Here is a 21,365-nt window from a genome sequence, read left to right on the forward strand (position 1 = left end):
GGCGAAGTGACGAGCGTGTCGCTACTTGTAATGTTGTTCAAACACCGCCAATTGCTCAGGCTTGATCAACTGAAAGGGCACCCAGACGTCCGTTTCCACCGGCTCTCCCTTGATCATCTTGAGTGCTGCCTGTACCGCGCTGGCCGCCTGGGCCTTGGGGTCCTGGAACACCGAGGCGACCAGCATCCCACGCTTGATCGCCGCCAGGCCGTCAGGCAAGCCGTCGATGCCGACAATCGCGATCTCACCCTTGGCTTTGCCGGCCTGCTGCAAGGCCATGGCCGCACCGATGGCCATTTCGTCGTTGTTGGCGACGATGGCGTCGAAACGGCTGCCCGCCAATAGCCAGTTACTGGTCAGGTCCATCCCTTTGTTGCGTTGCCACTCGGCGCTTTGCTGCTCGACAATCTTGATCCCCGGATAATCCTTGAGCACCTGTTTGACGCCTTCGGTGCGGTCGTGGGTGGCGTTTTGCGCCAGGTCGCCCATGATGATCGCGAGGTTGCCTTTGCCGCCGAGTTTTTCGGCCAGGTAGCGCATTTGCAGCTGTCCGGCCTCGATGTCATTGGACGCGACCGTAACGACGCCTTTGGGCAAGGTGCGCTCGTCCGGATGACGGTTGACGTAGACCAGCGGCGTCTTCGCTTCGACCGCGGCGCGGGTGATATTGGCCGTGGCGGAGGTGTCCACCGGCAGGACAATGACCGCATCGACTTGCTGGTTGATAAAGCCCTGGACCTGGTTGAGTTGGCGCACCACATCGCCTTGGGCGTCCTCGAACTGAATCTGCACGTTTTCCTTTTTCGCGGCCTCGTCCAGGCCGTTACGCACGTAGGTCATGAAGTTGTCGTCGACCCTGGCGATGCTGACGCCGATGCGATAGTCGGCGGCGGCCCATTGGCTGAAGAACAAGAGCAGGGTGGCGAAAAGCAGTGTGCAACGACGCATGATGGTTTTCCTTTTGTTGTTATGGGTTGTACGTCATCAAGAGCTGAAAATCTGCCGCACGTGTTGAATTCGGCGCGGGCTTTATCCATCAAGCGTGAAGGCCTGCCGGAAACGCTCAAGCGCGACCTCGCTGTCACCGCTGGCCCAGCCTTCGAGGCCGACGACACCGCTGTATCCCATGCCGAACAAGGCCCTGGCAATGGCGGGATAATGGATTTCACCGGTACCGGGCTCCATGCGCCCCGGGACGTCGGCGACCTGGATTTCGCCGATGGCGCTGCCGGCGCGCTGGATCAGCTCGATCAGGTTGCCTTCGCCGATTTGTGCGTGATAGAGGTCCAGGTTCATCTTCAGGTGCGGGCTGCCCACGGCCTCGATCAGCGCCAGGGTATCGTCGGCACGGGCGAACGGCGTGCCCGGGTGGTCGACTTCGGTGTTGAGGTTCTCCAGCAGGAAAACCCGACCTGCGTCTTCGCCCAGGCGGGCGATTTTTTCCAGCGTCTTGCAGGCGTTCAACCACATGCGACCAGTGGTCTGGGTCACGGGTTTGACCGGCAAGCCCAGGTCACCCAGGCCGGTGCCATGCAGGTTCAAGCTGGGGCAGCCCAACTGAGCCGCGACGGCCAAGGATTCCTGGGCGCTGTCGAGCAGGTGTTGGATGCCCTCGGGATCGGTCAGGTTGCCCGAGATGTAGCCGGTCATGGAGGTGAAATCCGCGCCGGTCGCTACAAGGGCCTGGATGTCTTTGGTCGTCCAGTTCCAGATCTCGACGCTGAAGCCCAGCGCGTGGATGCGTTTGACCCGCTCGGTGAAGGGCAGGTCGAGGAAGACCATCTCGGCGCTGATCGCCAGTTTGAACGGTATGAAACTCATGAAAGCGCTCCTTGCACACACACCGCTTTGCCCTGTTGGAAGGATTCGATACAGGCGCGGGCAATTGCCAGTGCCGCCCGCGCGTCTTCACCGCTGGCCAGAGGTTTCTCGCCGCTGCGCACGCAACTGACGAAGTGGTTGAGCTCGGCCACATAGGCATCACGCAGCAAGTCGGTGTCCATGCGTTGGGTGTCGGCCTGGACCCCATTGGCCAGGTACCGCAGCAAGTCAGAGTCGTTGACGTTGCCCATGGTCAGCATGCCAGCGCTGCCGAACACTTCGCCGCGGACATCGTAGCCATACACGGCCTGGAAGTTGGCCTCGGCCGTGGCGATGGCGCCATTGTCGAAACGGATCGTGACCACCGCGGTGTCGAGAAACCCTTTGTCCTTGTAGGCCGGTGCGATCAGGGCATCGGCCATCACAAAAACCTCAACCGCCTCGGCGCCTGGATTCAGGTAGCGCAGGGTATCGAAGTCATGGATCAGGGTTTCCAGGAAGATCACCCATTGTGGCGATGCGGCCGGGTTGTTCAGCGCCGGGTCGCGGGTCAGCGAGCGCAGCAGTTGTGGGGTACCGATCCGGCCAGCAACCACGTCCAGGTGAGCGGTGCGGAAACTTCTGGCAAAGCGACGGTTGAAGCCGACTTGCAGCGTCACCCGTGCATCGGCCGCGGCGGCGATGGCGCGGTCGGCTTCGTCCAGGGTGATGGCCATCGGTTTTTCACAGAACACACCTTTGCCGGCCCGGGCTGCATTGATCACCAGTTCGGCATGGCTGCGTGCCGGGGCGGCGATCAGCACGGCGTCGATGTCCGGGTCATCCAGCAATTGCTGTGGGTCGGTATAGACCTTCTGCACGTCCAGTTCTGCCGCCAAGCGTGCGGCTTGGCCGGGGGTAGGGTCGGCGATGGCGGCAAGGCACGCGCCGGGGATGTGCCTGGCGGCGGTCAGGCCGTGAAAACTGCCCATGCGGCCGGCGCCGATGAGGCCAAGGCGAAGGGTTTTGGATGTGCTCATGAACATGACTCCCTTTATTGTTTTTACGACTCGGCGGTAAGAATGTCCTCGTCTGTCCAGGCAGGGAGCAAGCGCTGTGCCAATAATTAACTTATTGATATTTAAGTAATTTAATTCTTTTGAATTGGAAAGGATGTTCATTTGAATGACATGTCTATACTGACATGTCGAAAATATGAACATGTGGCCGAATAATGAATCAGCAACCTGCAGCGTTGAGCGCCGAAGACCGTGACTACCTCACCACGCTGGGCCCTGCGTCGTTGAACGAAGGGCCAGGTACTGCGCTGGATGAGGCCTGGCAAGCGTGCTTGCAGGGGGCTATCGATCGGCCTGTCGGGATCCGCCGAGTGATTTGGGCGTCCTGGTTGCGCAGCGTCGATGCCGGCCTCGATCCGGAAGACGGTGAGTACCGTTTTGTCGCGCCTGCCGACCTGACCGCGACCCTGGCAGCCAACCGGGTGCTGATCGCCGCTGCGGCGCAAGTCATGCGCGGTTTGCTCGCCTATAACCCCAGGGGTCATATCAACCTGACCGATGCCGAAGGCACGACGTTGTATTTCTGTGGCCTGGACCTCACACCCATCGGCAGTCGATTGCTGGAGTCGGTACAGGGCACCAATTGCACCGGGCTGGCAATCGTCGAAGACCGTTTGGTGTATGTGCTGGCCGAAGAGAACTTCGGGCTTGGCCTGCGCCAGCGCCGCATGCATTGCGCCGCTGCGCCGATCCGCGATGCCCAAGGCCGGACGCTGGGCATGTTGACCTTGACGGCAGAGCCCGGCTGGTTTCATTTCCATACGCTGGGCACCGTCCAGGCTGCGGCCGAGGCGGTCTCGAGGCAGATGGCGCTGCAAGCCTTGCTGGAAGAGCAGCAAACGGTCCTTGAGGTGCTCAACGAGGGCTTGGTGGTTTTGGATGAGCAGGGCTGCATCAAGGCGCTCAACCATTACGCCCGACAGTTGTTCCGCGTCGGCCATGACCTGCTCGGCAGTCCGTTCAAGAGCCTGGGCAAGAGCGAATTGACCGATGCAGTCCTGCTCGCGGGCGGGGACGGCGTGCGCGACCTGGACTGCACCTTTGAGCTGCACGACCGCAGCCATCTGGCCTGCCTGGTGTCGGTCTGCCCACTGGAGCAAGGCGGGCGGATTGTGTCGTTGCGCGAGAACCGACGCATCCGGGAAATCACCCGGCGGATCATTGGCACCCAGGCCAGCTACACCTTCGAAACCATCCTCGGCCGCTCACAGGCGATTGAGGATGCACTGCACCTGGCGCGGATTGCCAGTCGCAGTGATTCGACCACGCTGATCCTCGGTGAGAGCGGCACTGGCAAGGAGTTGTTCGCCCAGGCCATCCATAATGGCAGCGACCGTTGTGGCGGGCCTTTCGTGGCGGTCAATTGCGGCGCCATTCCCCGTGACCTGGTGCAGAGCGAACTGTTTGGACACGTCGAAGGCGCTTTCACCGGGTCGGCGCGCGGTGGGTCGGCAGGCAAGTTCGAGTTGGCCGATGGCGGGACGATCTTCCTCGATGAAATCGGTGACATGTCCTTCGATGCACAGGTCAGCCTGCTGCGTGTCCTGCAGGAAGGCGAGGTGACACGGGTGGGGGCGAAAAAATCGCTGCGGGTCAACGTGCGCATCATCGCCGCCACCCACCGCAACCTGAGCCAGGCAGTGGCCGAGGGCGCCTTTCGTGAGGACCTTTACTACCGGCTCAACGTGCTGAACCTGACGGTGCCGCCACTGCGGATGCGTCGCGAAGATGTGCCGTTGCTGGCGCGGCATTTTCTCGCGCGATGTGCCCGGTCGCTGCGCAAGTCGATGCAGGACCTTTCGCCCGCGGCCCTGGATATGCTTGGCGCTTATCACTGGCCAGGCAATGTCCGTGAGCTGGAAAATGTCATTGAGCGGGCGACCAACCTGGCGATGACCGAGCTGATCGAACCGAGCGATCTTGCCCTGGATATCAGGCAGCGAGGGCGCTCATCGACATGGGGAAGTGCCCCTGAGCCGCGGATGGCGCCGGATCTTGGTACCCATGAGATGAATGCCATCATCGCCGCCCTCAAAGACACGCGCGGAAACATCCGCCTGGCTGCTCAACGGCTGAATGTGTCGCGTGGCGGGTTGTACAACAAAATGAGCCGGTTTGGACTCAAGGTTGAGGCATTCCGTTCCTAGCGGGATGCTGTCGTAAATGCTCTGATAATTGCCACGATCCCTAGCTGGGCTGCTGGTATAGAGCGTGCGCGATAACGCGTAGCTGCCCGTGATGGGGAAGCGTTAACGCGCAGTCCTGACGATGACAGACCAACGGGGAATGTAAAAATTTTACGGTTTTTTTACGGTAGGTGTTTTGACCCACAACGATACTGGCCGCGATTTTCAGATCGTCCGAGCGCCTTGCATTTCCAATGGCCCTGGCAAATCGTATTGCTCAAGGATGGCATACACTTCCCCCCGTAATTTGAGAGACGCAACCCTTGAGCGAAGCAGCGATTTCCGCCCATGAAGATTCCCATGCCAAAACATCAGGAGTGGGCTTGCTCGTCGCCGCGGTGGGCGTGGTTTATGGGGACATTGGCACCAGCCCGCTTTACACACTCAAAGAAGTGTTCGCCGGTCACTACGGCGTCCAGGCCAACCAGGACGGTGTACTGGGTATTCTGTCGTTGATCTTCTGGTCACTGATCTGGGTCGTCTCGATCAAGTACGTGCTGTTCATCCTTCGCGCCAACAACCAGGGCGAGGGGGGCATCATGGCCTTGACCGCATTGGCACGTCGGGCTGCGGCACCGTTTCCCAAAATGAGCAGGGTCCTGGTATTGCTCGGGCTCTTCGGCGCGGCACTGTTTTACGGGGACAGCATGATCACCCCGGCCATCTCGGTGCTCTCGGCGGTCGAAGGGCTGCAGCTTGCGTTCGATGGAATCGAACAGTGGGTCGTTCCGCTGTCCGTGGTCATCCTGGTAGCGCTGTTCCTGATTCAAAAACATGGCACGGCGCGTATCGGCATCCTGTTCGGCCCGGTCATGGTGCTGTGGTTCATGGTGCTGGGTGCGCTCGGCATTTACGGCATCCTGCAACGACCGGAAGTTCTGCAGGCGCTCAATCCTGCATGGGCAGTGCAGTTTTTTGTGGTGCATCCGGGGATTGGCGTGGCCATTCTGGGCGCCGTGGTGTTGGCATTGACCGGTGCTGAAGCACTGTATGCCGACATGGGCCACTTTGGCCGCAAGCCCATTGCTCGCGCCTGGTTCATTCTCGTGTTGCCCGGCTTGGTGCTCAATTACTTTGGCCAAGGCGCCCTGATCCTGGGAAACCCGGAGACGGTGCGCAACCCGTTCTATTTACTGGCGCCTGAATGGGCACTGTTACCGATGGTCGCGCTCTCCACACTGGCCACCATCATCGCCTCTCAAGCCGTGATCTCCGGTGCTTTTTCCCTGACTCGCCAGGCCATCCAGTTGGGTTACGTCCCTCGCATGTTTATCCAGCATACCTCCAGCCAGGAACAGGGACAGATCTATATCGGTACGGTTAACTGGGCGTTGATGGTGGGTGTCGTGCTGTTGGTGATTGGTTTCGAGTCGTCCAGTGCGTTGGCCGCAGCCTATGGCGTCGCTGTGACGGGGACCATGTTGATCACGACAATCTTGTCCTCGGCTGTCGTCCTGCTCCTGTGGAAAACGCCGCGCTGGCTGGCCGTCCCAATGCTGCTCGGATTCTTGCTGGTAGACGGTCTGTATTTTGCGGCCAATGCACCCAAAATTTTTCAGGGTGGCGCGTTCCCGGTGATTGCCGGCATCAGCCTGTTCATTTTGATGACGACCTGGAAGCGGGGCAGAAAGATTATTGTTGAGCGGCTGGATGAAACCGCACTTCCTCTACCGCTATTCATCGGCAGTATCCGTACGCAGCCTCCCCATCGGGTGCAAGGTACGGCGGTGTTTCTTACGGCCAGGACAGATGCTGTTCCTCATGCATTGCTGCACAACCTGCTGCATAACCAGGTTTTGCATGAGCAAGTGGTATTGCTCACAGTGGTGTCCGAAGACAGCCCTCGTGTGAGTGCTGACCGACGGTTTGAGGTTGAAGCCTATGGAGAAGGGTTCTTCCGGGTCAGTCTGCACTTTGGCTTTATCGAGGAGCCCGATGTCCCCTTGGCCTTGAGTCTCTGTCACTTGGCTGAACTGGACTTCAGTCCGATGCGCACCACCTATTTCCTCAGCCGGGAGACGGTGATCCCGACCAAGCGCATCGGAATGGCCCGTTGGCGAGAAACCCTGTTCGCGTTTTTGCTGAAGAACGCCAATAGCAACCTGAAGTACTTCAAGTTGCCGTTGAACCGGGTGATAGAGCTGGGCACACAGGTCGAGATGTAAAAGAGTCATCGAGTATCCAGAGGGGCTCGTTCAATGCGGGCCATTCATGCTGGATGAACCACGCGTCAGACGCTTGAGCGCGATGACCATCAGGCCCCCGGCTACTACCATTCCCGTGAGAAAAAGCGGATAGGCAACCCACCAGGGAACGGCTGAGGTCATCATGCTGAACTCGGACATGCCACCAATGCTGGCGATCAGGTTGAGAGGCAGGAAAACCACATTGATCAGCGTCAGTTTGCGTAACAGGTTGTTCATGGTGTTGTTCATCAAATTGCCGCGTGCGTCGATCAAGCCGGCAAACACCCTGGAGTAGATTTCCGCCTGTTTGTTGCACTGGGTGTTTTCGATGATCAAATCGTCGATAAGCGCAATCGCCTCGACGCTGAAGTGCTCTTTTTCCGCATGGTTGCGCAGCCGAGTCAGGACCGCGCCATTGCTGTGAATCGCATTGATGTAGTAGATCAGGCTTTCGCTGAGGTTAAACATCTGGACCAGATGTCGATTCTCCATCGAGGCGTTGAATTTCTGCTGCAGCTCGCGAGCCACCATCTTGATCACCTTGAGGTGGCCCAGGTAGTGGTGGAGGTTGTTGAACAGTATATCCAGCAGCACATCTTGCGTTGTGTGCAAGGGGTGCCGCTGCCCCAATCCACTCAACTGGGAGTCGTCAGTCGCGATTATCAGCAAGCGTGTTTTAGAGAAGAGCAAGCCGAACGATGAGACCTCAAAGGCCAGGCTATCTCCGCCCGAGTAACTTTCCGGGCGCTTCCAGATCAAGAACAGGTTATCCGGATGGAATTCGATGCGTGAGACTTCGTCCGGATCCAGTGCCGAAGCCAGCGCGTGATCGTCCAGTTTGAACTCGCTGCGCAACAGATCTCGTTCTGCCGCATCGGGATTACTGAACAACATCACATCAGCATTGAGCTGTTCAACCGGTACCAGCGCCCCATTGGCGAGCAGAAAACTCTTGATCACGTCTGACCTATGGCGTTGTTGACAGAGGAAGTCAGTGTCTTGCAGGTCGTGTAGCGGATCAAGTATTCACCAGGCCTGACCGCGACGTTTCAGCTCAAGACGGCGAATGAACTCTTCCAGAACCAGGGAATACAGGTCGTCCTGCAAGTAGGCGTCTTCGATGCCCGCGTCCATGTTCGGGTTGTCGTTAACCTCGATGACCACCACCTTATCCCCCGACTGTTTCAGGTCGACCCCGTACAAACCATCTCCGATGAGGTTTGCGGTCTTCACCGCCAGCTCCACCACCGCCCGCGGTGCTTCGTGAACCGCCAAGGTGCGGCATTCCCCATTAATGTCCTGGCCCTTGGCTTTGTGGTTGTAGATTTGCCAGTGACCTTTGGACATGAAGTACTGGCAGGCGAATATCGGTTTGCGGTTGAGTACGCCGATGCGCCAGTCGTACTCGGTGTAGAAGAACTCCTGAGCCAGTAGCAATACCGAGTGCTCGAAGAGCTCAGCGGTGGCATCCAGCAGCGCCTGTTGGCTTTCAACCTTGATTACGCCACGGGAAAAACAACCATCGGGAATCTTCAGCACTAATGGAAAGCCCAGGCGTTCACCGACTCGCTCGAAGTCTTCCGGTCGCTCCTTGTAGAGAATCTCGGTTGCCGGCATACCCAATTGATGGCTTTTGAGCAGATCAGTCAGGTACACCTTGTTGGTACAGCGCAGGATTGAAGTGGGATCGTCCATCACCACCAGGCCTTCGCTTTCCGCCTTCTTGGCGAAGCGATAGGTGTGGTTATCCACGCTGGTGGTTTCGCGAATCAGCAGGGCGTCATACTCGGCGATTCGTGAATAGTCTTTCTTTTCGATCAGATCGACATCAATGCCCAGGCCTTTGCCCACCCTGATAAAACTTTCCAGCGCCTTGGCATTGGAAGGCGGCAGCGATTCCTGCGGGTCATGCAATATGGCCAGGTCGTAACGGGCCACGCGGGGTGACCGCGGTACTCGCCAGATCTTGCGGCTGAAACTGTCCAGCGAGTTGGCAAATTGATCCTCCTGGTCTTCGCGTAGCTTTTGCAAGACACCAGGTTTTATCCCCTCGATATGCCAACTATTGCTTTTACGGAACTCCACCAGGAGGATCGGGCATGGGAATATTTCGAAAATTTGCCGGGCCAGTTCCTGCAAGGGCTCAAGGTTGGTTTTACCAAAGTAAAGAGTGAACGTGAATCCTTCGGTATTACTATAAGGGTGGTTGTTCAGTGCTTTGTCCAGCGCCTTGTCCAAGTCATCCAGCGCGAGGCTGTACAGTGACTTTCGGGTCAACTCGCTGATGGTCCGCACAGACGGAATAACTTTATGGCCGCGTGCTTCTGCCAGCAATGAACAGTAATACCCGTGTCCTAGGTACTTGTAGCTCCGACACAGATTAATAACCTGAACACGCTTGCCAGCCTCGCTTTCAAGGGGTTGCTCGAGATATTCCTGGGCACTCATCACATCGTCTGATGGGAAATAAGACGCCCAGTCTTCTTTTCGCTCAACAATAATAACGACTTGGCTTTGCCGCCTGGGTGCGCTCGATAAATAAGTAAGGTTTGATATTGTCGCTAGCCGATTTTGCTCTGATACTTCACGCAAATCACCCTGTACCGCTGACATATGAGAAGGTCCGTTGGAGAACAAGTCCTTATCTATTAAGCACGATACTTTTTAAAAGTCTCGTTTCGTTACGCAACTTTTACGGCGGCTATATGAACCTGGTATTTCGCAAGGCGACACACGATGATCTGAAGTCTCTGCTGGAATTGGAAAACCAGTGCTTTACCCATGACCGGCTCACGCCGCGCAGTTTCCAGTGGATGATCGGCCGAGCCCATGCCAGCCTGATCGTCGCGCAGGCCGAGAGCCAATTGATGGGCTACTGCCTGGTCTTGTTCCACCGCGGCACCTCGCTGGCGCGTCTGTACTCCATCGCCATCGCCACCCAGAGTCGTGGCCTGGGCTTGGGGAAACAGCTACTGGATCAGGCGGAAGAGTGCGCACGCGCGAACGACTGCGCCTACCTGCGACTGGAAGTCCGACCGGATAATCCGGTTGCCATCAGTCTTTATGAGCGCAATGGGTACCGGCGCTTCGCCGTGGTAAACGACTACTACGAAGACCATTTGCATGCACTGCGCTTGGAAAAGCGTGTTGTGCAGCATCGGGAAAACCGTGAGCTCCAAGTACCTTACTACCAACAGACCACTGAGTTTACCTGCGGCCCGGCTTGCCTCTTGATGGCCATGAAGGCATTGCAACCCAATCGTTTAATCGGACGTAGGGACGAACTGCAAATCTGGCGTGAAGCCACCACCGTGTTCATGACTTCAGGGCACGGTGGTTGCAGTCCCCAAGGGTTGGCACTGGCGGCCTGGCGTCGAGGGTTTCGAGTACGCCTGCAAGTGAGTATTGCAGGTCCGCTATTTCTCGACGGCGTGCGCGACGAACATAAAAAAGAAGTCATGCGCCTGGTACATGAAGCGTTCTGCAGCGAACTTGCGCAGAGTGATGTGGAGCAGGTGAGCAGCAACCAACTGGACCTGGCTCAGGCACTGAAGGAGGGCGGTCAACCCCTGGTGTTGATCAGTAGCTACCGACTGACGCGCTCAAAAGCCCCGCACTGGGTCATTGTCACTGATTACGACGAGGACTTCGTCTACCTGCATGATCCAGACATTGATCATAGTCAGCACCGTCAGGCACTTGACTGCCAGCATCTTCCCGTCAGCCACAAGGCATTCGACAAAATGTGTGTTTTCGGCGGCAATAAGCTACGCGCCTCCGTGACGATTTACCCTCGTCAATCCATGCCCAAGGTATGAAGCGATACCCAACCCCGGTGGCTCGGCTGATCGCGATCATCAGGGCGATCAGCCTGGCGGTTTGTTCACGGCTGAACTCGGTCTGGGCTATCAGTGGCTTCACTCCGTGACGCTGCTGCCTGCGGGTACGATGCACAGGTAGTTGTAACTCGCAGCCCTGGAGCATCCGCTACATTGAATGGAGTTGATTCTCCGCTATGTGTCTGTTCCAAGAGCCTGGTCATGCTGCAGCTTCGGTCTGCTCTACGATCTACCTGAGCACGCTTTCGAATATCTTGAGACAGTGGAGCAAGTGCCACCTCATCTCTCGCGAGGACCGGGGCTGGAAGGATGTTACAAACTTACTATTCCCCTTTCAGGTTGATGACGGCAGAAGCGACTATCCTTGCGGACACTGAATCTGAACTCTGTATCCATAAAAAAAGAGACGCCATGACACATTACGATCGCGCCATCGGCTCCCGACCCGGTATCACATGTGGTGATCGAACCTGTAAGGCCAGGTCCCGGTTGCTCAAGATAATTTCAATGACGGCTTTCTGTCTCTTCACGGCCACGCCCGGATACGGCCAGGATCTACCGGCAACGACGGACGCCACGGTTACGGTGACTCAAGCACAGGAAATGGTTGCCAAGGCCACTCTCGGCGCCGTTCCCTGGAGCGGCCCCGAATCCGGCCCGCGCGCCCAGCGCGGCAAGAGCATCGCCATTGTCGCAGAAGATATGCGCAATGGAGGCATTGTCGGCGTCGCCCAGGGCGCTCGTGAGGCCGCCAAGGCGATGGGCTGGACGCTGAGGGTCTTCGATGGCGCCGGATCCCCGGATGGGCGTGCAAAGGCCTTTGCCGATGCCCTGGCGGCGAACCCCGATGGCCTCATTCTGTGCGGTGCCGATGCCCTTGAAAACAAGGCGGCGCTGGCCGTCTTCGCTGACAAGGGCGTGCCAGTGGTGGGCTGGCACGCCGGGGAGCGGCCCGGGCCGATTGATGGGACGCCGATGGCCATGAACGTCACGACCGACCCGCTCGAAGTGGCTCGCATCACGGCCATGGCGGCAGTGGCGCAGTCGAACGGAAAAGCCGGCGTGGTCATCCTGACCGACTCCAGGTACAGCATCGCCATGGCGAAAGCCAAGGCCATGGAAAACGTGATTCGGGCCTGTCGGGAGTGCTCGTTGCTGGAGGTGCGCGATGTCGCGATCTCCGAAAGCCGCGAGAAAATGCCGGCGATCACCACGGAACTGCTCCAGCGCCATGGCAAGCGCTGGACCCATACGCTGGCCATCAACGATATCTATTTCGACTACGCGGTGGCCACCTTGGCCAGCGCCGCGATACCCCGCGATGGCATCAGCCTGTTGTCGGCCGGGGACGGTAGCGCTTCGGCGTTCCTGCGCATCCAGGAAAAAAACTACCAGACCGTCACCGTGGCCGAACCGCTCAACGTGCATGGCTGGCAGGTGATCGATGAATTGAACCGCTTGATGGCAGGCCAGCCGGTGAGCGGCTTCGTGGCACCGGTTCACTTGGTCAATGCCGCCAATATCACCTTGGACGGCGGGACGAAGCTCCTGTACGACCCCAGCAATGGTTATCGAGACATCTATCGATTCCAGTGGAATCCCTGAGCGCTGGACGTGGCTTCACGGCCAGGGAGCCTGGGTCTCCCAGGCCGCCAACGGTCTATCGAAAAATAATGGCGTCGACCTGTCGATTTCGACCATTGCCATTCGATTAGTCCGTAGAGCCGCCACACGGACGGCTTGATCCATCCATTCTCAGGAGAAAAAAGCATGCGATTTATGGTGATCGTCAAGGCCAGTCCAGAGTCGGAAGCCGGAGAAATGCCCAGCGAAGAACTGCTGGCCGCTATGGGCGCCTACAACGAAGAACTGGTCAAGGCCGGGGTGATGCTCGCCGGTGAAGGCCTGCATCCCAGTGCCGAGGGCGTACGCGTGCAGTTTTCCGGCAAGAACCGGACTGTCGTCGACGGGCCCTTTGCTGAAACCAAGGAGCTGATCGCCGGTTTCTGGATCTTCAAGGTCCAGTCATTGCAGGAGGCCATCGATTGGGTCAAGCGCTGCCCGAACCCGATGGTCAGCGACAGTGAAATCGAGATCCGCCAGATCTTCGAGTTCGAGGAGTTCGGCGAATCCTTTACCCCCGAATTGCGCGAGCAGGAAGAACGCTTGCGGGCGCAGATGTCCGGCCAATCGTGAAGCCGGATACAGGAGATCCCACCATGAGAATCATTCCTTACCTGACCTTCAACGGTAACTGCAAGCAAGCCTTCGCTTTGTATGAGGAGGTACTGGGCGGCGAGCTGTTTTCCATGTCTTTTGCCGAGGCCCCCGAGGAGACCGGGATGCCCAAGGATCCCAATCTGATCATGCACACTTGCCTGACCGTCGGCGCTTTCAGCCTGATGGCCTCCGATTGCCCGCCAGGCCAGCCATATAGCAAACCACAAGGCGTTTCGGTGTCCCTCAATGTCGACAGCGCGGAGGAGGCCGAGCGGCTGTTCAATGGCTTGAGTGCGGGTGGCAGTGTGTTTATGCCCCTGGAGAAGACCTTTTGGGCGGAACGCTTTGCCATGTTCGAAGACCGTTTCGGGATTGCCTGGATGGTCAATTACGAGGGGGAAAAATAAGTCGAGCGCAGCCCATGGATGGACGACTCGGGTGAACCTTGCGCCAGTACTGCGTTCACTTATTGAGGTGCCGTTTTAAGTGGTCCTGTGGGAGCGAGCAAGCTCGCTCCCACATGGGGCCAGTCTGAATCTGACGGCTGCCCTCCAGTGCCGACAAGGACTTCGCATGCATCCAACCTCGTCCACATTCCCCTTGACCACCACCGTCGAACGCGAGCTCAGTCTGCGTGCGGTCAGCACGGGAATCGTCCTCGGTATCCTGCTGACACCTTCCAATGTCTACGCCGGGTTGAAGATCGGTTGGTCGTTCAATATGTCGATCATTGCCTTGCTGATCGGTTATGGCATCTGGCAAGGCCTGGCGAGTCGGTCGGTGGGGCGACTGCCCTGGACGCTGCACGAAAGCAACATCAACCAGACCGTGGCCTCCGCCGCTGCGTCGATCATTTCCGGTGGGCTGGTCGCGCCCATCCCGGCCTACACCCTGCTGACCGGCCAGCAGTTGGACGCCATTCCCATGGTGGCCTGGGTCTTTTCGGTGAGTTTCCTGGGGATTTGGATTGCCTGGTACCTGCGGCCCTCATTGCTCAATGACAAGGCGCTGAAATTTCCCGAGGGCATGGCGACCCTGGAAACCCTGCTGCATATCTATAACCACGGCCACGAAGCCGCGACGCGCTTGAAGGTGTTGCTCAGCGCCGCGTTGCTGTCCGGGTTGGTCAAGGCGGTCGACACCTTCATGTGGACCATCCCGCGCTGGTCTCCGAGCGCCCAACTGGAGCGCCTGACGTTTACCGCTGACCCTTCGCTGTTGTTAGTGGGATTCGGCGGGATCATCGGTATACGCGTGGGCCTGACTTTGCTGCTCGGTGCCTTGCTGGCGTGGGGCGGGTTGGCGCCGTGGCTGCTGGCGCAAGGCTTGGTGCAGTTGCCGCACGGCAGCAGCGGCCCGCAGTTCGCGGCGCTGGTGGAGTGGTTGCTCTGGCCGGGGGTGAGCCTGATGGTTTGCTCGACCCTGGCCTCGTTGGCGATTCGCTTGTGGGCATTGCACCGGTCCACCCTGGCGGGCGGTGGGGCGATCTGGACGATACCCAAGCCTGGGCCTGCCACCGGTTTTGTACTGTCGATCATCCTGGTGGTGAGCCTGCAAGTGCTGTTGTTCGGCATCAACCCATGGATGGCCTTGTTGACCATTCCCTTGGCGATCTGCCTGGCTGCGGTGGCCGCCCGAGTGGTCGGCGCCACGGGCATTCCGCCGATCGGGGCCATCGGCCAATTGTCCCAGTTGAGCTTCGGCATCGTCGCCCCGGGGCAGGTGCCGATCAACCTGATGAGCGCCAACACTGCCGGTGGTTCGGCAGGGCAGTGCACCGACTTGATGAACGACTTCAAGGTCGGCCGGGCGATCGGCGCTACGCCGCGCAAGCAGCTGATCGCCCAGACCCTGGGGATTTTCGTCGGTAGCATCGTCGGGGTGTTGGCTTACCTGGCCCTGATCCCGGACCCGCAAACCATGCTGCTCACCGAAGAGTGGCCAGCCCCGGCAGTCGCCACCTGGAAGGCCGTGGCGCAAACCCTGACCCTGGGCCTGGATTCATTGTCAGCGAGCATTCGCTGGGCGATTTTCATCGGTGGCCTGGTCGGCTTGTTGTTGGGAGTCCTCGACAGCCTGCTGCCGGCGCATCGGGCCCGGTACCTGCCAAGCACGGCGGCCTTGGGCCTGGCCTTCGTCTTGCCGGCCTCGGTGTCCCTGATGATGGCCCTCGGTGCGCTGTTGACATGGCTGGTGAGCTGTCGCTGGCCGAGCCTTACGAAACGCTTCGCCATCACCGCGGCGGCGGCGTTGATTGCCGGGGAGAGCATTACTGGGGTGGGGGCGTCGTTGTGGCAGATGCTTGGGGATGGGTGAGATGGAGTAACTATCGACGGTTGGTCTCGTCAATGCGATGGGCGCGCTTCAGAGTGGTGTGTATATCCGTTTCTGCGGTAACGGCCACTTAGGGTTCCGCCCTGACGGCGGGTCACTTTCGAAAAGCCCGGAAGCCGGCCCAGTCGAAAGTAACCAAAGCGCTTTTGCCCCACCACTCGGTGCCTCGCCTAGGCTCGGCATACCCTCACTCCGGCATTGCTCCGTGGGCCGCCGCGAAGGGCCATCCATGGCCCAGCGCGGCTACCTCGGCATCCATGCCGAGGTGCCCACTGCGCAATGCCTGCGTTCGGCCAGCGTGGTTTAACGGGGCGCCGAGATCAAAGTCCAAAGCAAGAGCGAGAGCAAGAGCAGGACACATGCCAGCATCTAAGTGTCTGAGCCTCCGCTATCGCGAGCAAGCTCGCTCCCACAGGGGTTCTTCAGCAGACACAAAATTCATGTACACCGCAAAACCTGTGGGAGCGAGCTTGCTCGCGATGAGGTCGGCACATCCAACATCACCGAAAACTGACACATCGCCTTCGCGAGCAAGCCCGCTCCCACAGGAGAAACACGGTCTCATCAAGAACCAGGTCGGCTACCAGGCCGCCTCGCGGTGGACGTTGATCTCGGGCGCCCCGTTAACCACGCTGGCCGAACGCAGGCATTGCGCAGTGGGCATCCCGGCATGGATGCCGGGATAGCCGCGCTGGGCCATGGATGGCCCTTCGCGGCGGGCCCACGGAGCAATGCCGGAGTGAGGGCACACCGAGCCTAGGCGAGGTGCCGAGTGGTGGGGCAGAAGCGCTTTGGTTACTTTCGACTGGGCCGGCTTCCGGGCTTTTCGAAAGTGACCCGCTGTAAGAGCGGAACCCTAAGCCGCCGTTACGCAAAAAACGGATATACACACCAAAGCAACTAAACACCGAGCTTTCTAAAAAAACAAAAAAACGGCGCTTCCCATTTCTGAAAGAAACGCCGTTTTTCCTAAGTGAACAGCATTACAGTCGTGCCGGGACGTTCACCCCCCCTCATGCAGTACGACCACCGAGCACTTCAGCCACCCAATCGGCAATGTACTGACCAGCATTGATACTGTTATCGAAACTCGAATGCTGCACGCCGCCCTCACGTTCGGTGAAGACTTTCAGCTCGCGCTTTGGACTGTTGACCAACTGCTCATAGGTGCGGTGTGCCCACTTCAGTGGAATCTGCGAATCCTTTTCACCGTGAGTGACCAGGAAAGGCACCTTGATGCGATCGAGTATGCCGTCCAGGTGGATGTTCTCGGCGATGGCCATGAACTCATCGGTGTCTTTGGCGCCCCAGACCCAGGCCACATGCGACCAGTAATGGGGAACCGGGAAACTACCTTCCTTTTCCAGGCGACGCTTCTGCACATCACGCCAGTCATGGTTAGCACCCCACACCACGCCGCAAGCGAAGCGCGGCTCGAAGGCGACCGCGCGCGGGCAGTAATAGCCGCCGAGCGACACACCTTCCAGGCCAATGCGTTTGGCGTCGACATCGTCGCGGGTTTCCAGCCAGTCCACCACGCGGCTGGCCCAATGTTCGCTGTCAAAACGCGCCGTCAGGTGATGCAGGCGCAGTGCTTCGCCTGTTCCCGGCTGGTCGATGATCAACGACGACACGCCCCGTTTGGCCAGCCAGGCGGGCAGGCCGACGCGGTATTTCATTTCTTTGGTGGAATCCAGTCCATTGACCTGCACCAGAATCGGCGCTGGGCCGCTGACGCCTTCGGCACGGACCAGCAGGCCGGAAATGTGTTTGCCTTCGTAAGGGATTTCAACGCGCTCGCAGTTCTCTCGTGCCAGTTCGATACCGCGTTGGAAGGTGTGCAAAAAGCGCTGGTACAGCTCCGTGCGGCCAGGAGCACCATGGGCCTGCAGGCGTTCGCAGCTCAGGTAGTAGGTCGCGGCGCGGTTGTATTTTTCACCGGCAGACAACATTCGACCCTTGCCTTCGTCTTCTTCAGCCAGGCCGCACAGCTTGTCGGCCATGTTCGCCCAGGTCTCACGGAAGGCCTTGCTACCGGCGGCGTCCGGTTGTTTGGCGGCCTCTTGCAACGGCGCGCACATCTCTTCGATTTCGCCGATGCGGGCGCCCATTTCAATGGCCAGGTCGACGGAAAGATTCCACACGTAGTTGGTCGGGAAGTAGCGGAACATGATTGTTATTGTCCTTGTGCGAGCAAAGGCAGGCGGTCAGGTCCGACGCGGGGATGGCCAGGCCTGACGGTTCGAAGCAGGCTAAGAGGAGGCCAATGGTTTGGCCAATCGCGAGTCGGGATGGGAGGTATTGCGAACGCTGATAGAGCGTATGGGCGCCATGGCCTAAGGGTTTTCTTCTCACCGTTCAAGCCGCAAATCCGGATACCTATCATCGTACTTTGCGATTGCTCATAACGCAGGATGCGATTGGTGTCGTCGAGGTACGACTCATTAGAGTTGCGGCTACACCGCGCTATTGGTCGGAGTCCCGGGCGCGCACAACAACAAGAATAAGGTATCGGCAGATGAGTGAGTCCAAACCTGGCACAGCGATCAGCCTGGTCGCCAAGGGCAGGCTGTTTTTCCACGACCGTGCGAGGAGTTTGACATGCCCGTACTGAGCCGTGTGTTTGGCAACCTATCGGTGGGGGCCAAGCTGTCGCTGGGTTTCGGCCTGGTGCTGCTGGTGACGTTGGCGGTGGCGGTCACTGCTTTTCGTTCCCTGGGAGTGTTGCAGCAGCGCGGTGAACAATCGCGTCAGGAGTCGTCGATCCAAGCACTGATCCTGCGCGCGCGTATCGCCGAGAAAGCATTCGCCCTGGACCTTGCTCCACAGCGCCTGGACCAGGTCCGCGAGGCGATCGGCACACTGAACCGGCAACTCGATGCTGAGCCCGCCAATAGTGCAGTACGCATGGCCGCTAGCACGTATCTGGAGCAGTTTCTCGGCTATGCCGATTCGTTGCGTCGAGCCAGGGAAGCGCGCCTGCGCATGCAGGCACTGGCGCAGACGGCTGGCGACAGTTTTACCCTGCTGTTTCTCGATCAACTGGATACGCTCAACGCCCGGTTGGGGCAGGGGACACCGCCGGACAGCGATCAGATGGTGCGACTTGAGCAGACGGCCGCGTTGCGGGACAAACTCGCCAAACTGCGTGACAGCGAGCTGTACTACTCGCTCGATGGCGAGGAGCGTTACCGCAGCGACTGGGAAATGAGCATGAGTGATCTGCTGGCCGCCATGCAGGCGCTTGATCTTGGCGAGCAGCAAGGCGAGTCGCTGCAGGAGGCGAACACGGCCTTGGGTGACTACCGCAAGGCCTTCGTCGAGTTCGTCGACAGCCGTGGGCAAAGTGCACAAAGCAGTGCGGCGATGAACGCGCAAACCGAGCAGGTGAGCAAGCTACTGGCCCAGGCCGATGAACAGCAAAGGCAGGCGGTACTCGACGATAATCGCAATGCCGATCGTCAATTGGGTTTGATCACTGTCCTGGCTCTCGCCTTGGGCATTGGCGCCAGCCTGCTGATCCGCCAGTTGATTGTGCAGCCGTTGCGCCAGGCTGTGCAGTTGGTCCAGCGCGTGGCGGCGGGGGATCTGAGTGATCCGCCGTCAGACAGTGGTCGTCGTGATGAATTGGGCCAACTGTTGGGCACTGTGGGCAACATGCTGGGCAGCCTGCGGGGATTGGTCGGGCGCATCGACCGTGGTGTCGGCTCGCTTAATGGCATGGCCGGCAGCTTGGCCGAAGTGACCTTGAGCAACAGCCGTGGTGTCGAACATCAACGCCAGGAAACCGAACTGGCCGCCACCGCCATGCAACAGATGGCCACCACGGCGCAGGAGGTCGCCCGCAACGCGGGTGAGGCCAGCGAAGCGGTGGCGCATGCCGACCAACAAGCGCGTGAGGGCGATGAACTGGTGCGCCAGGCGGGTGGCAAGATCGACCACCTGGCTGTGGAAATGAGAGGTTGTGCCGAGGCCATGCGGTCCTTGCTGGTGGAGAGCGCGGCGATTGGTGGTGTGCTCGATGTCATCAAGGCGGTGGCCGAGCAGACCAACCTGCTGGCGCTCAACGCCGCCATCGAGGCCGCGCGGGCGGGTGAGCATGGTCGTGGCTTCGCTGTGGTCGCCGATGAAGTGCGTGGCCTGGCACGACGCACACAGCGCTCGACCACGGAAATCGAAGGGTTGATCGTTCGTCTGAGCAGTGTTGCCCAACAAGCCGCCGAGCGCTTGCAAGGCAGCCATGTGCTGAGCGATGAAACGGTGGTGCTTGCCGCACAAGCCTCCCAGGCACTGGCGCGGATTACCCGGGCGGTGTCCCGCATCGAGCAGATGAACCAGCAGATTGCCGCGGCGGCCGAGCAGCAGAGTGTGGTGGCCGAGCAAGTCAGCCAGAGCATGACACGGGTGCGCGAAGTGGCCGAGGGCAGTGCCAGGGAAAGCCTGCAACTGCAAGTCTCGACGGCCGACTTGCAACAGGTTGGCGGCGAGCTCAAGGCGGCTGTCGGGCACTTTCGTACCTGACCTCGCCTGCGAGTAATGGTCGCTACTACTGCTCCAGCTCGTTGATGATCTGACTGATTTTCGCCCGCAGCCAACGGTGCATCGGATCCCCCTCCATGGTCCGGTGCCAGAGCATGAACTCACGCATCACCGGGATTTTCACCGGTGGTTGCAGGATGCGCAGCGGCAGGTAGTTGGCGTAGAGCCTGGCCATGCGCTGGAGCATGGTGGCGACGCGTTGGGTGCCGACGATCAGCTGCGGCAAGGTGTTGAAGTCGTGTGTCACCACTTCCATGCGTCGGGTGAAACCGTACTGGCTCATCAGCCATTCTTCGACGCTCAGTTGCCGGTTGCGGCCAAAAATCACCGAGACATGGCCCATCTCGATGTACTGATCGAGGGTGATGCTGTCGCCCACTTGGGTGTTGCCGTCCCACACCACGCATACGTGCTCTTCTTCGAACAGCAACTGCGATGGGTGGCCTTCGATGAGATAGCGCTCAGGCACGATCATCATGTCGGCCTCGCCGCGCATCAGCAGCTCGGTGGACGTGTCGCCGGGGCCAAGCAGTTCGAAGGTGATATGCGGGGCCTCCAGGGAGATCTTCTGGATCACCCGGGCAAACAGGACGCTGATCAGATAGTCCGAAGTGATCAGGCGAAAATGGCGCTTGCTGGTGGCGGGGTCGAACACCGGTTTGGCGGTGATCGAGGACTGGATCGTCAGCAGTACCTGGCGCACGGGCGCCGCCAGTTCACGGGCATAGGGCGTGGGCTGCATCTTGCGCCCGACCTGCGCCAGCAGTTCATCTTCGAAGTAGAGGCGCAGCCTGCCCAGTACGCCGCTGGTGGCGGATTGGGTCATGTGCAGGCGTTCGGCGGCGCGGGTGATGTTCTGCTCTTCCAGTAACACATCAAGCGCCACCAGGAGATTGAGATCCAAGTGGTTAAAACGCATGGCGGTCTCGATTCTTGTATTTATTTTGTAAATACCTTCCGACCTTCCTATCGCGGCGTCAAGTCCCATGAGTGGGCGAGTCGAGCGATGCCTGTTCGATTTTTCACAGCACTTGGCGCTGTGCAGCCAGGTATCGCATTTGCCGATAGGTCGCATCCCGACAAGCGATTAGTCAGTGCGTTTTTGCCCCTTCAGTATCGGCCCACAGTCGGTTGGCCGTGAGGCTTTATCGACTCCAAGACCAGCCTCGGCAGCGCTCCGCC

The 21,365-nt window shown here is 59.2% G+C and carries 16 protein-coding genes and 1 pseudogene; 9 read left to right on the top strand and 8 right to left on the bottom strand.

The window, feature by feature from the left end; all coding sequences use genetic code 11:
• Nucleotides 1-21: 21 nt before the first annotated feature.
• The 3 genes from AD662_RS11775 to AD662_RS11785 all read right to left on the bottom strand — a co-directional run bounded on the left by AD662_RS11775 (nt 22) and on the right by AD662_RS11785 (nt 2,840).
• Nucleotides 22-948: a sugar ABC transporter substrate-binding protein gene (locus tag AD662_RS11775; RefSeq protein WP_053187401.1), complete on the bottom strand. Its 927-nt coding sequence runs from the start codon at nt 946-948 to the stop codon at nt 22-24.
• 81 nt (nt 949-1,029) lie between these two features.
• Nucleotides 1,030-1,821 carry a TIM barrel protein gene (locus AD662_RS11780; RefSeq protein ID WP_053187405.1) on the bottom strand — a complete coding sequence of 264 codons (792 nt, stop codon included), beginning with the start codon at nt 1,819-1,821 and terminating at the stop codon, nt 1,030-1,032.
• The gene (locus AD662_RS11785; protein ID WP_053187408.1) at nt 1,818-2,840 is read right to left on the bottom strand and encodes a Gfo/Idh/MocA family oxidoreductase; all 1,023 of its coding nucleotides are present in this window, start codon (nt 2,838-2,840) and stop codon (nt 1,818-1,820) included. The genes AD662_RS11780 and AD662_RS11785 overlap by 4 nt, the downstream gene beginning before the upstream one ends.
• 194 nt (nt 2,841-3,034) lie before the next feature.
• Here AD662_RS11785 and AD662_RS11790 point away from each other — a divergent pair, with 194 nt between their 5' ends.
• Nucleotides 3,035-5,026 (top strand): sigma-54 interaction domain-containing protein, encoded by a 1,992-nt coding sequence (locus AD662_RS11790; RefSeq protein WP_053187412.1) that lies wholly within the window; start codon nt 3,035-3,037, stop codon nt 5,024-5,026.
• 302 nt (nt 5,027-5,328) lie between these two features.
• Complete coding sequence (locus tag AD662_RS11795; RefSeq protein ID WP_050585377.1) at nt 5,329-7,230, top strand: potassium transporter Kup; 1,902 nt, start codon at nt 5,329-5,331, stop codon at nt 7,228-7,230.
• 30 nt (nt 7,231-7,260) lie between these two features.
• Here the strand turns inward: AD662_RS11795 and AD662_RS11800 are convergent, their stop codons facing one another.
• Together AD662_RS11800 and AD662_RS11805 are read right to left on the bottom strand one after the other, a co-directional pair.
• Nucleotides 7,261-8,211 (bottom strand): magnesium transporter CorA family protein, encoded by a 951-nt coding sequence (locus AD662_RS11800; protein ID WP_013692972.1) that lies wholly within the window; start codon nt 8,209-8,211, stop codon nt 7,261-7,263.
• Nucleotides 8,212-8,277: 66 nt separating this feature from the next.
• Nucleotides 8,278-9,864, bottom strand: coding sequence for a RimK family ATP-grasp domain-containing protein (locus tag AD662_RS11805; RefSeq protein ID WP_053187414.1), 1,587 nt, complete (start codon nt 9,862-9,864; stop codon nt 8,278-8,280).
• A gap of 92 nt (nt 9,865-9,956) precedes the next feature.
• Here AD662_RS11805 and AD662_RS11810 point away from each other — a divergent pair, with 92 nt between their 5' ends.
• From AD662_RS11810 to AD662_RS11830, 5 genes are all read left to right on the top strand, one after another.
• Nucleotides 9,957-11,069: a GNAT family N-acetyltransferase/peptidase C39 family protein gene (locus AD662_RS11810; RefSeq protein WP_053187418.1), complete on the top strand. Its 1,113-nt coding sequence runs from the start codon at nt 9,957-9,959 to the stop codon at nt 11,067-11,069.
• 606 nt (nt 11,070-11,675) lie between these two features.
• Entirely contained in the window at nt 11,676-12,695 is a 1,020-nt protein-coding gene (locus AD662_RS11815) for a substrate-binding domain-containing protein (protein ID WP_024618072.1), read from the top strand.
• Between the two features lie 165 nt (nt 12,696-12,860).
• Entirely contained in the window at nt 12,861-13,286 is a 426-nt protein-coding gene (locus tag AD662_RS11820; RefSeq protein WP_018600350.1) for a YciI family protein, read from the top strand.
• 23 nt (nt 13,287-13,309) lie between these two features.
• The gene (locus AD662_RS11825) at nt 13,310-13,717 is read left to right on the top strand and encodes a VOC family protein (protein ID WP_053187421.1); all 408 of its coding nucleotides are present in this window, start codon (nt 13,310-13,312) and stop codon (nt 13,715-13,717) included.
• A 166-nt stretch (nt 13,718-13,883) separates the two neighbouring features.
• On the top strand, nt 13,884-15,626 hold the full coding sequence (locus tag AD662_RS11830; protein WP_053187425.1) for an OPT/YSL family transporter: 1,743 nt from the start codon (nt 13,884-13,886) through the stop codon (nt 15,624-15,626).
• Between the two features lie 598 nt (nt 15,627-16,224).
• Here the strand turns inward: AD662_RS11830 and AD662_RS29290 are convergent.
• Entirely contained in the window at nt 16,225-16,395 is a 171-nt protein-coding gene (locus AD662_RS29290) for a nucleoid-structuring protein H-NS (RefSeq protein ID WP_156331361.1), read from the bottom strand.
• A 262-nt stretch (nt 16,396-16,657) separates the two neighbouring features.
• Complete coding sequence (locus AD662_RS11840) at nt 16,658-17,815, bottom strand: alpha/beta hydrolase family protein (protein WP_053178945.1); 1,158 nt, start codon at nt 17,813-17,815, stop codon at nt 16,658-16,660.
• A gap of 1,195 nt (nt 17,816-19,010) precedes the next feature.
• Between AD662_RS11840 and AD662_RS30120 the strand changes: the two are divergent.
• Together AD662_RS30120 and AD662_RS30125 are read left to right on the top strand one after the other, a co-directional pair.
• Nucleotides 19,011-19,307 (top strand): annotated as a pseudogene (locus tag AD662_RS30120) (HAMP domain-containing protein); the annotation flags it as partial.
• 57 nt (nt 19,308-19,364) lie between these two features.
• Nucleotides 19,365-20,165, top strand: coding sequence for a methyl-accepting chemotaxis protein (locus AD662_RS30125; protein WP_371103351.1), 801 nt, complete (start codon nt 19,365-19,367; stop codon nt 20,163-20,165).
• 25 nt (nt 20,166-20,190) lie between these two features.
• Here the strand turns inward: AD662_RS30125 and AD662_RS11850 are convergent, their stop codons facing one another.
• Nucleotides 20,191-21,102: a LysR family transcriptional regulator gene (locus AD662_RS11850; RefSeq protein WP_018600359.1), complete on the bottom strand. Its 912-nt coding sequence runs from the start codon at nt 21,100-21,102 to the stop codon at nt 20,191-20,193.
• Nucleotides 21,103-21,365 lie beyond the last annotated feature (263 nt).

It is taken from the genome of Pseudomonas kilonensis, from assembly GCF_001269885.1.
Taxonomy (GTDB): Bacteria; Pseudomonadota; Gammaproteobacteria; order Pseudomonadales; family Pseudomonadaceae; genus Aquipseudomonas; species Aquipseudomonas kilonensis.

Excerpts from the sequence above, each read along its gene's own strand:
- AD662_RS11775 (WP_053187401.1), bottom strand. The coding sequence starts at position 948 with ATGCGTCGTTGCACACTGCTTTTCGCCACCCTGCTCTTGTTCTTCAGC.
- AD662_RS11780 (WP_053187405.1), bottom strand. The coding sequence starts at position 1,821 with ATGAGTTTCATACCGTTCAAACTGGCGATCAGCGCCGAGATGGTCTTC.
- AD662_RS11785 (WP_053187408.1), bottom strand. The coding sequence starts at position 2,840 with ATGAGCACATCCAAAACCCTTCGCCTTGGCCTCATCGGCGCCGGCCGC.
- AD662_RS11790 (WP_053187412.1), top strand. The coding sequence starts at position 3,035 with ATGAATCAGCAACCTGCAGCGTTGAGCGCCGAAGACCGTGACTACCTC.
- AD662_RS11805 (WP_053187414.1), bottom strand. The coding sequence starts at position 9,864 with ATGTCAGCGGTACAGGGTGATTTGCGTGAAGTATCAGAGCAAAATCGG.
- AD662_RS11810 (WP_053187418.1), top strand. The coding sequence starts at position 9,957 with ATGAACCTGGTATTTCGCAAGGCGACACACGATGATCTGAAGTCTCTG.
- AD662_RS11820 (WP_018600350.1), top strand. The coding sequence starts at position 12,861 with ATGCGATTTATGGTGATCGTCAAGGCCAGTCCAGAGTCGGAAGCCGGA.
- AD662_RS11825 (WP_053187421.1), top strand. The coding sequence starts at position 13,310 with ATGAGAATCATTCCTTACCTGACCTTCAACGGTAACTGCAAGCAAGCC.
- AD662_RS11830 (WP_053187425.1), top strand. The coding sequence starts at position 13,884 with ATGCATCCAACCTCGTCCACATTCCCCTTGACCACCACCGTCGAACGC.
- AD662_RS11840 (WP_053178945.1), bottom strand. The coding sequence starts at position 17,815 with ATGTTCCGCTACTTCCCGACCAACTACGTGTGGAATCTTTCCGTCGAC.
- AD662_RS30125 (WP_371103351.1), top strand. The coding sequence starts at position 19,365 with ATGGCCGGCAGCTTGGCCGAAGTGACCTTGAGCAACAGCCGTGGTGTC.
- AD662_RS11850 (WP_018600359.1), bottom strand. The coding sequence starts at position 21,102 with ATGCGTTTTAACCACTTGGATCTCAATCTCCTGGTGGCGCTTGATGTG.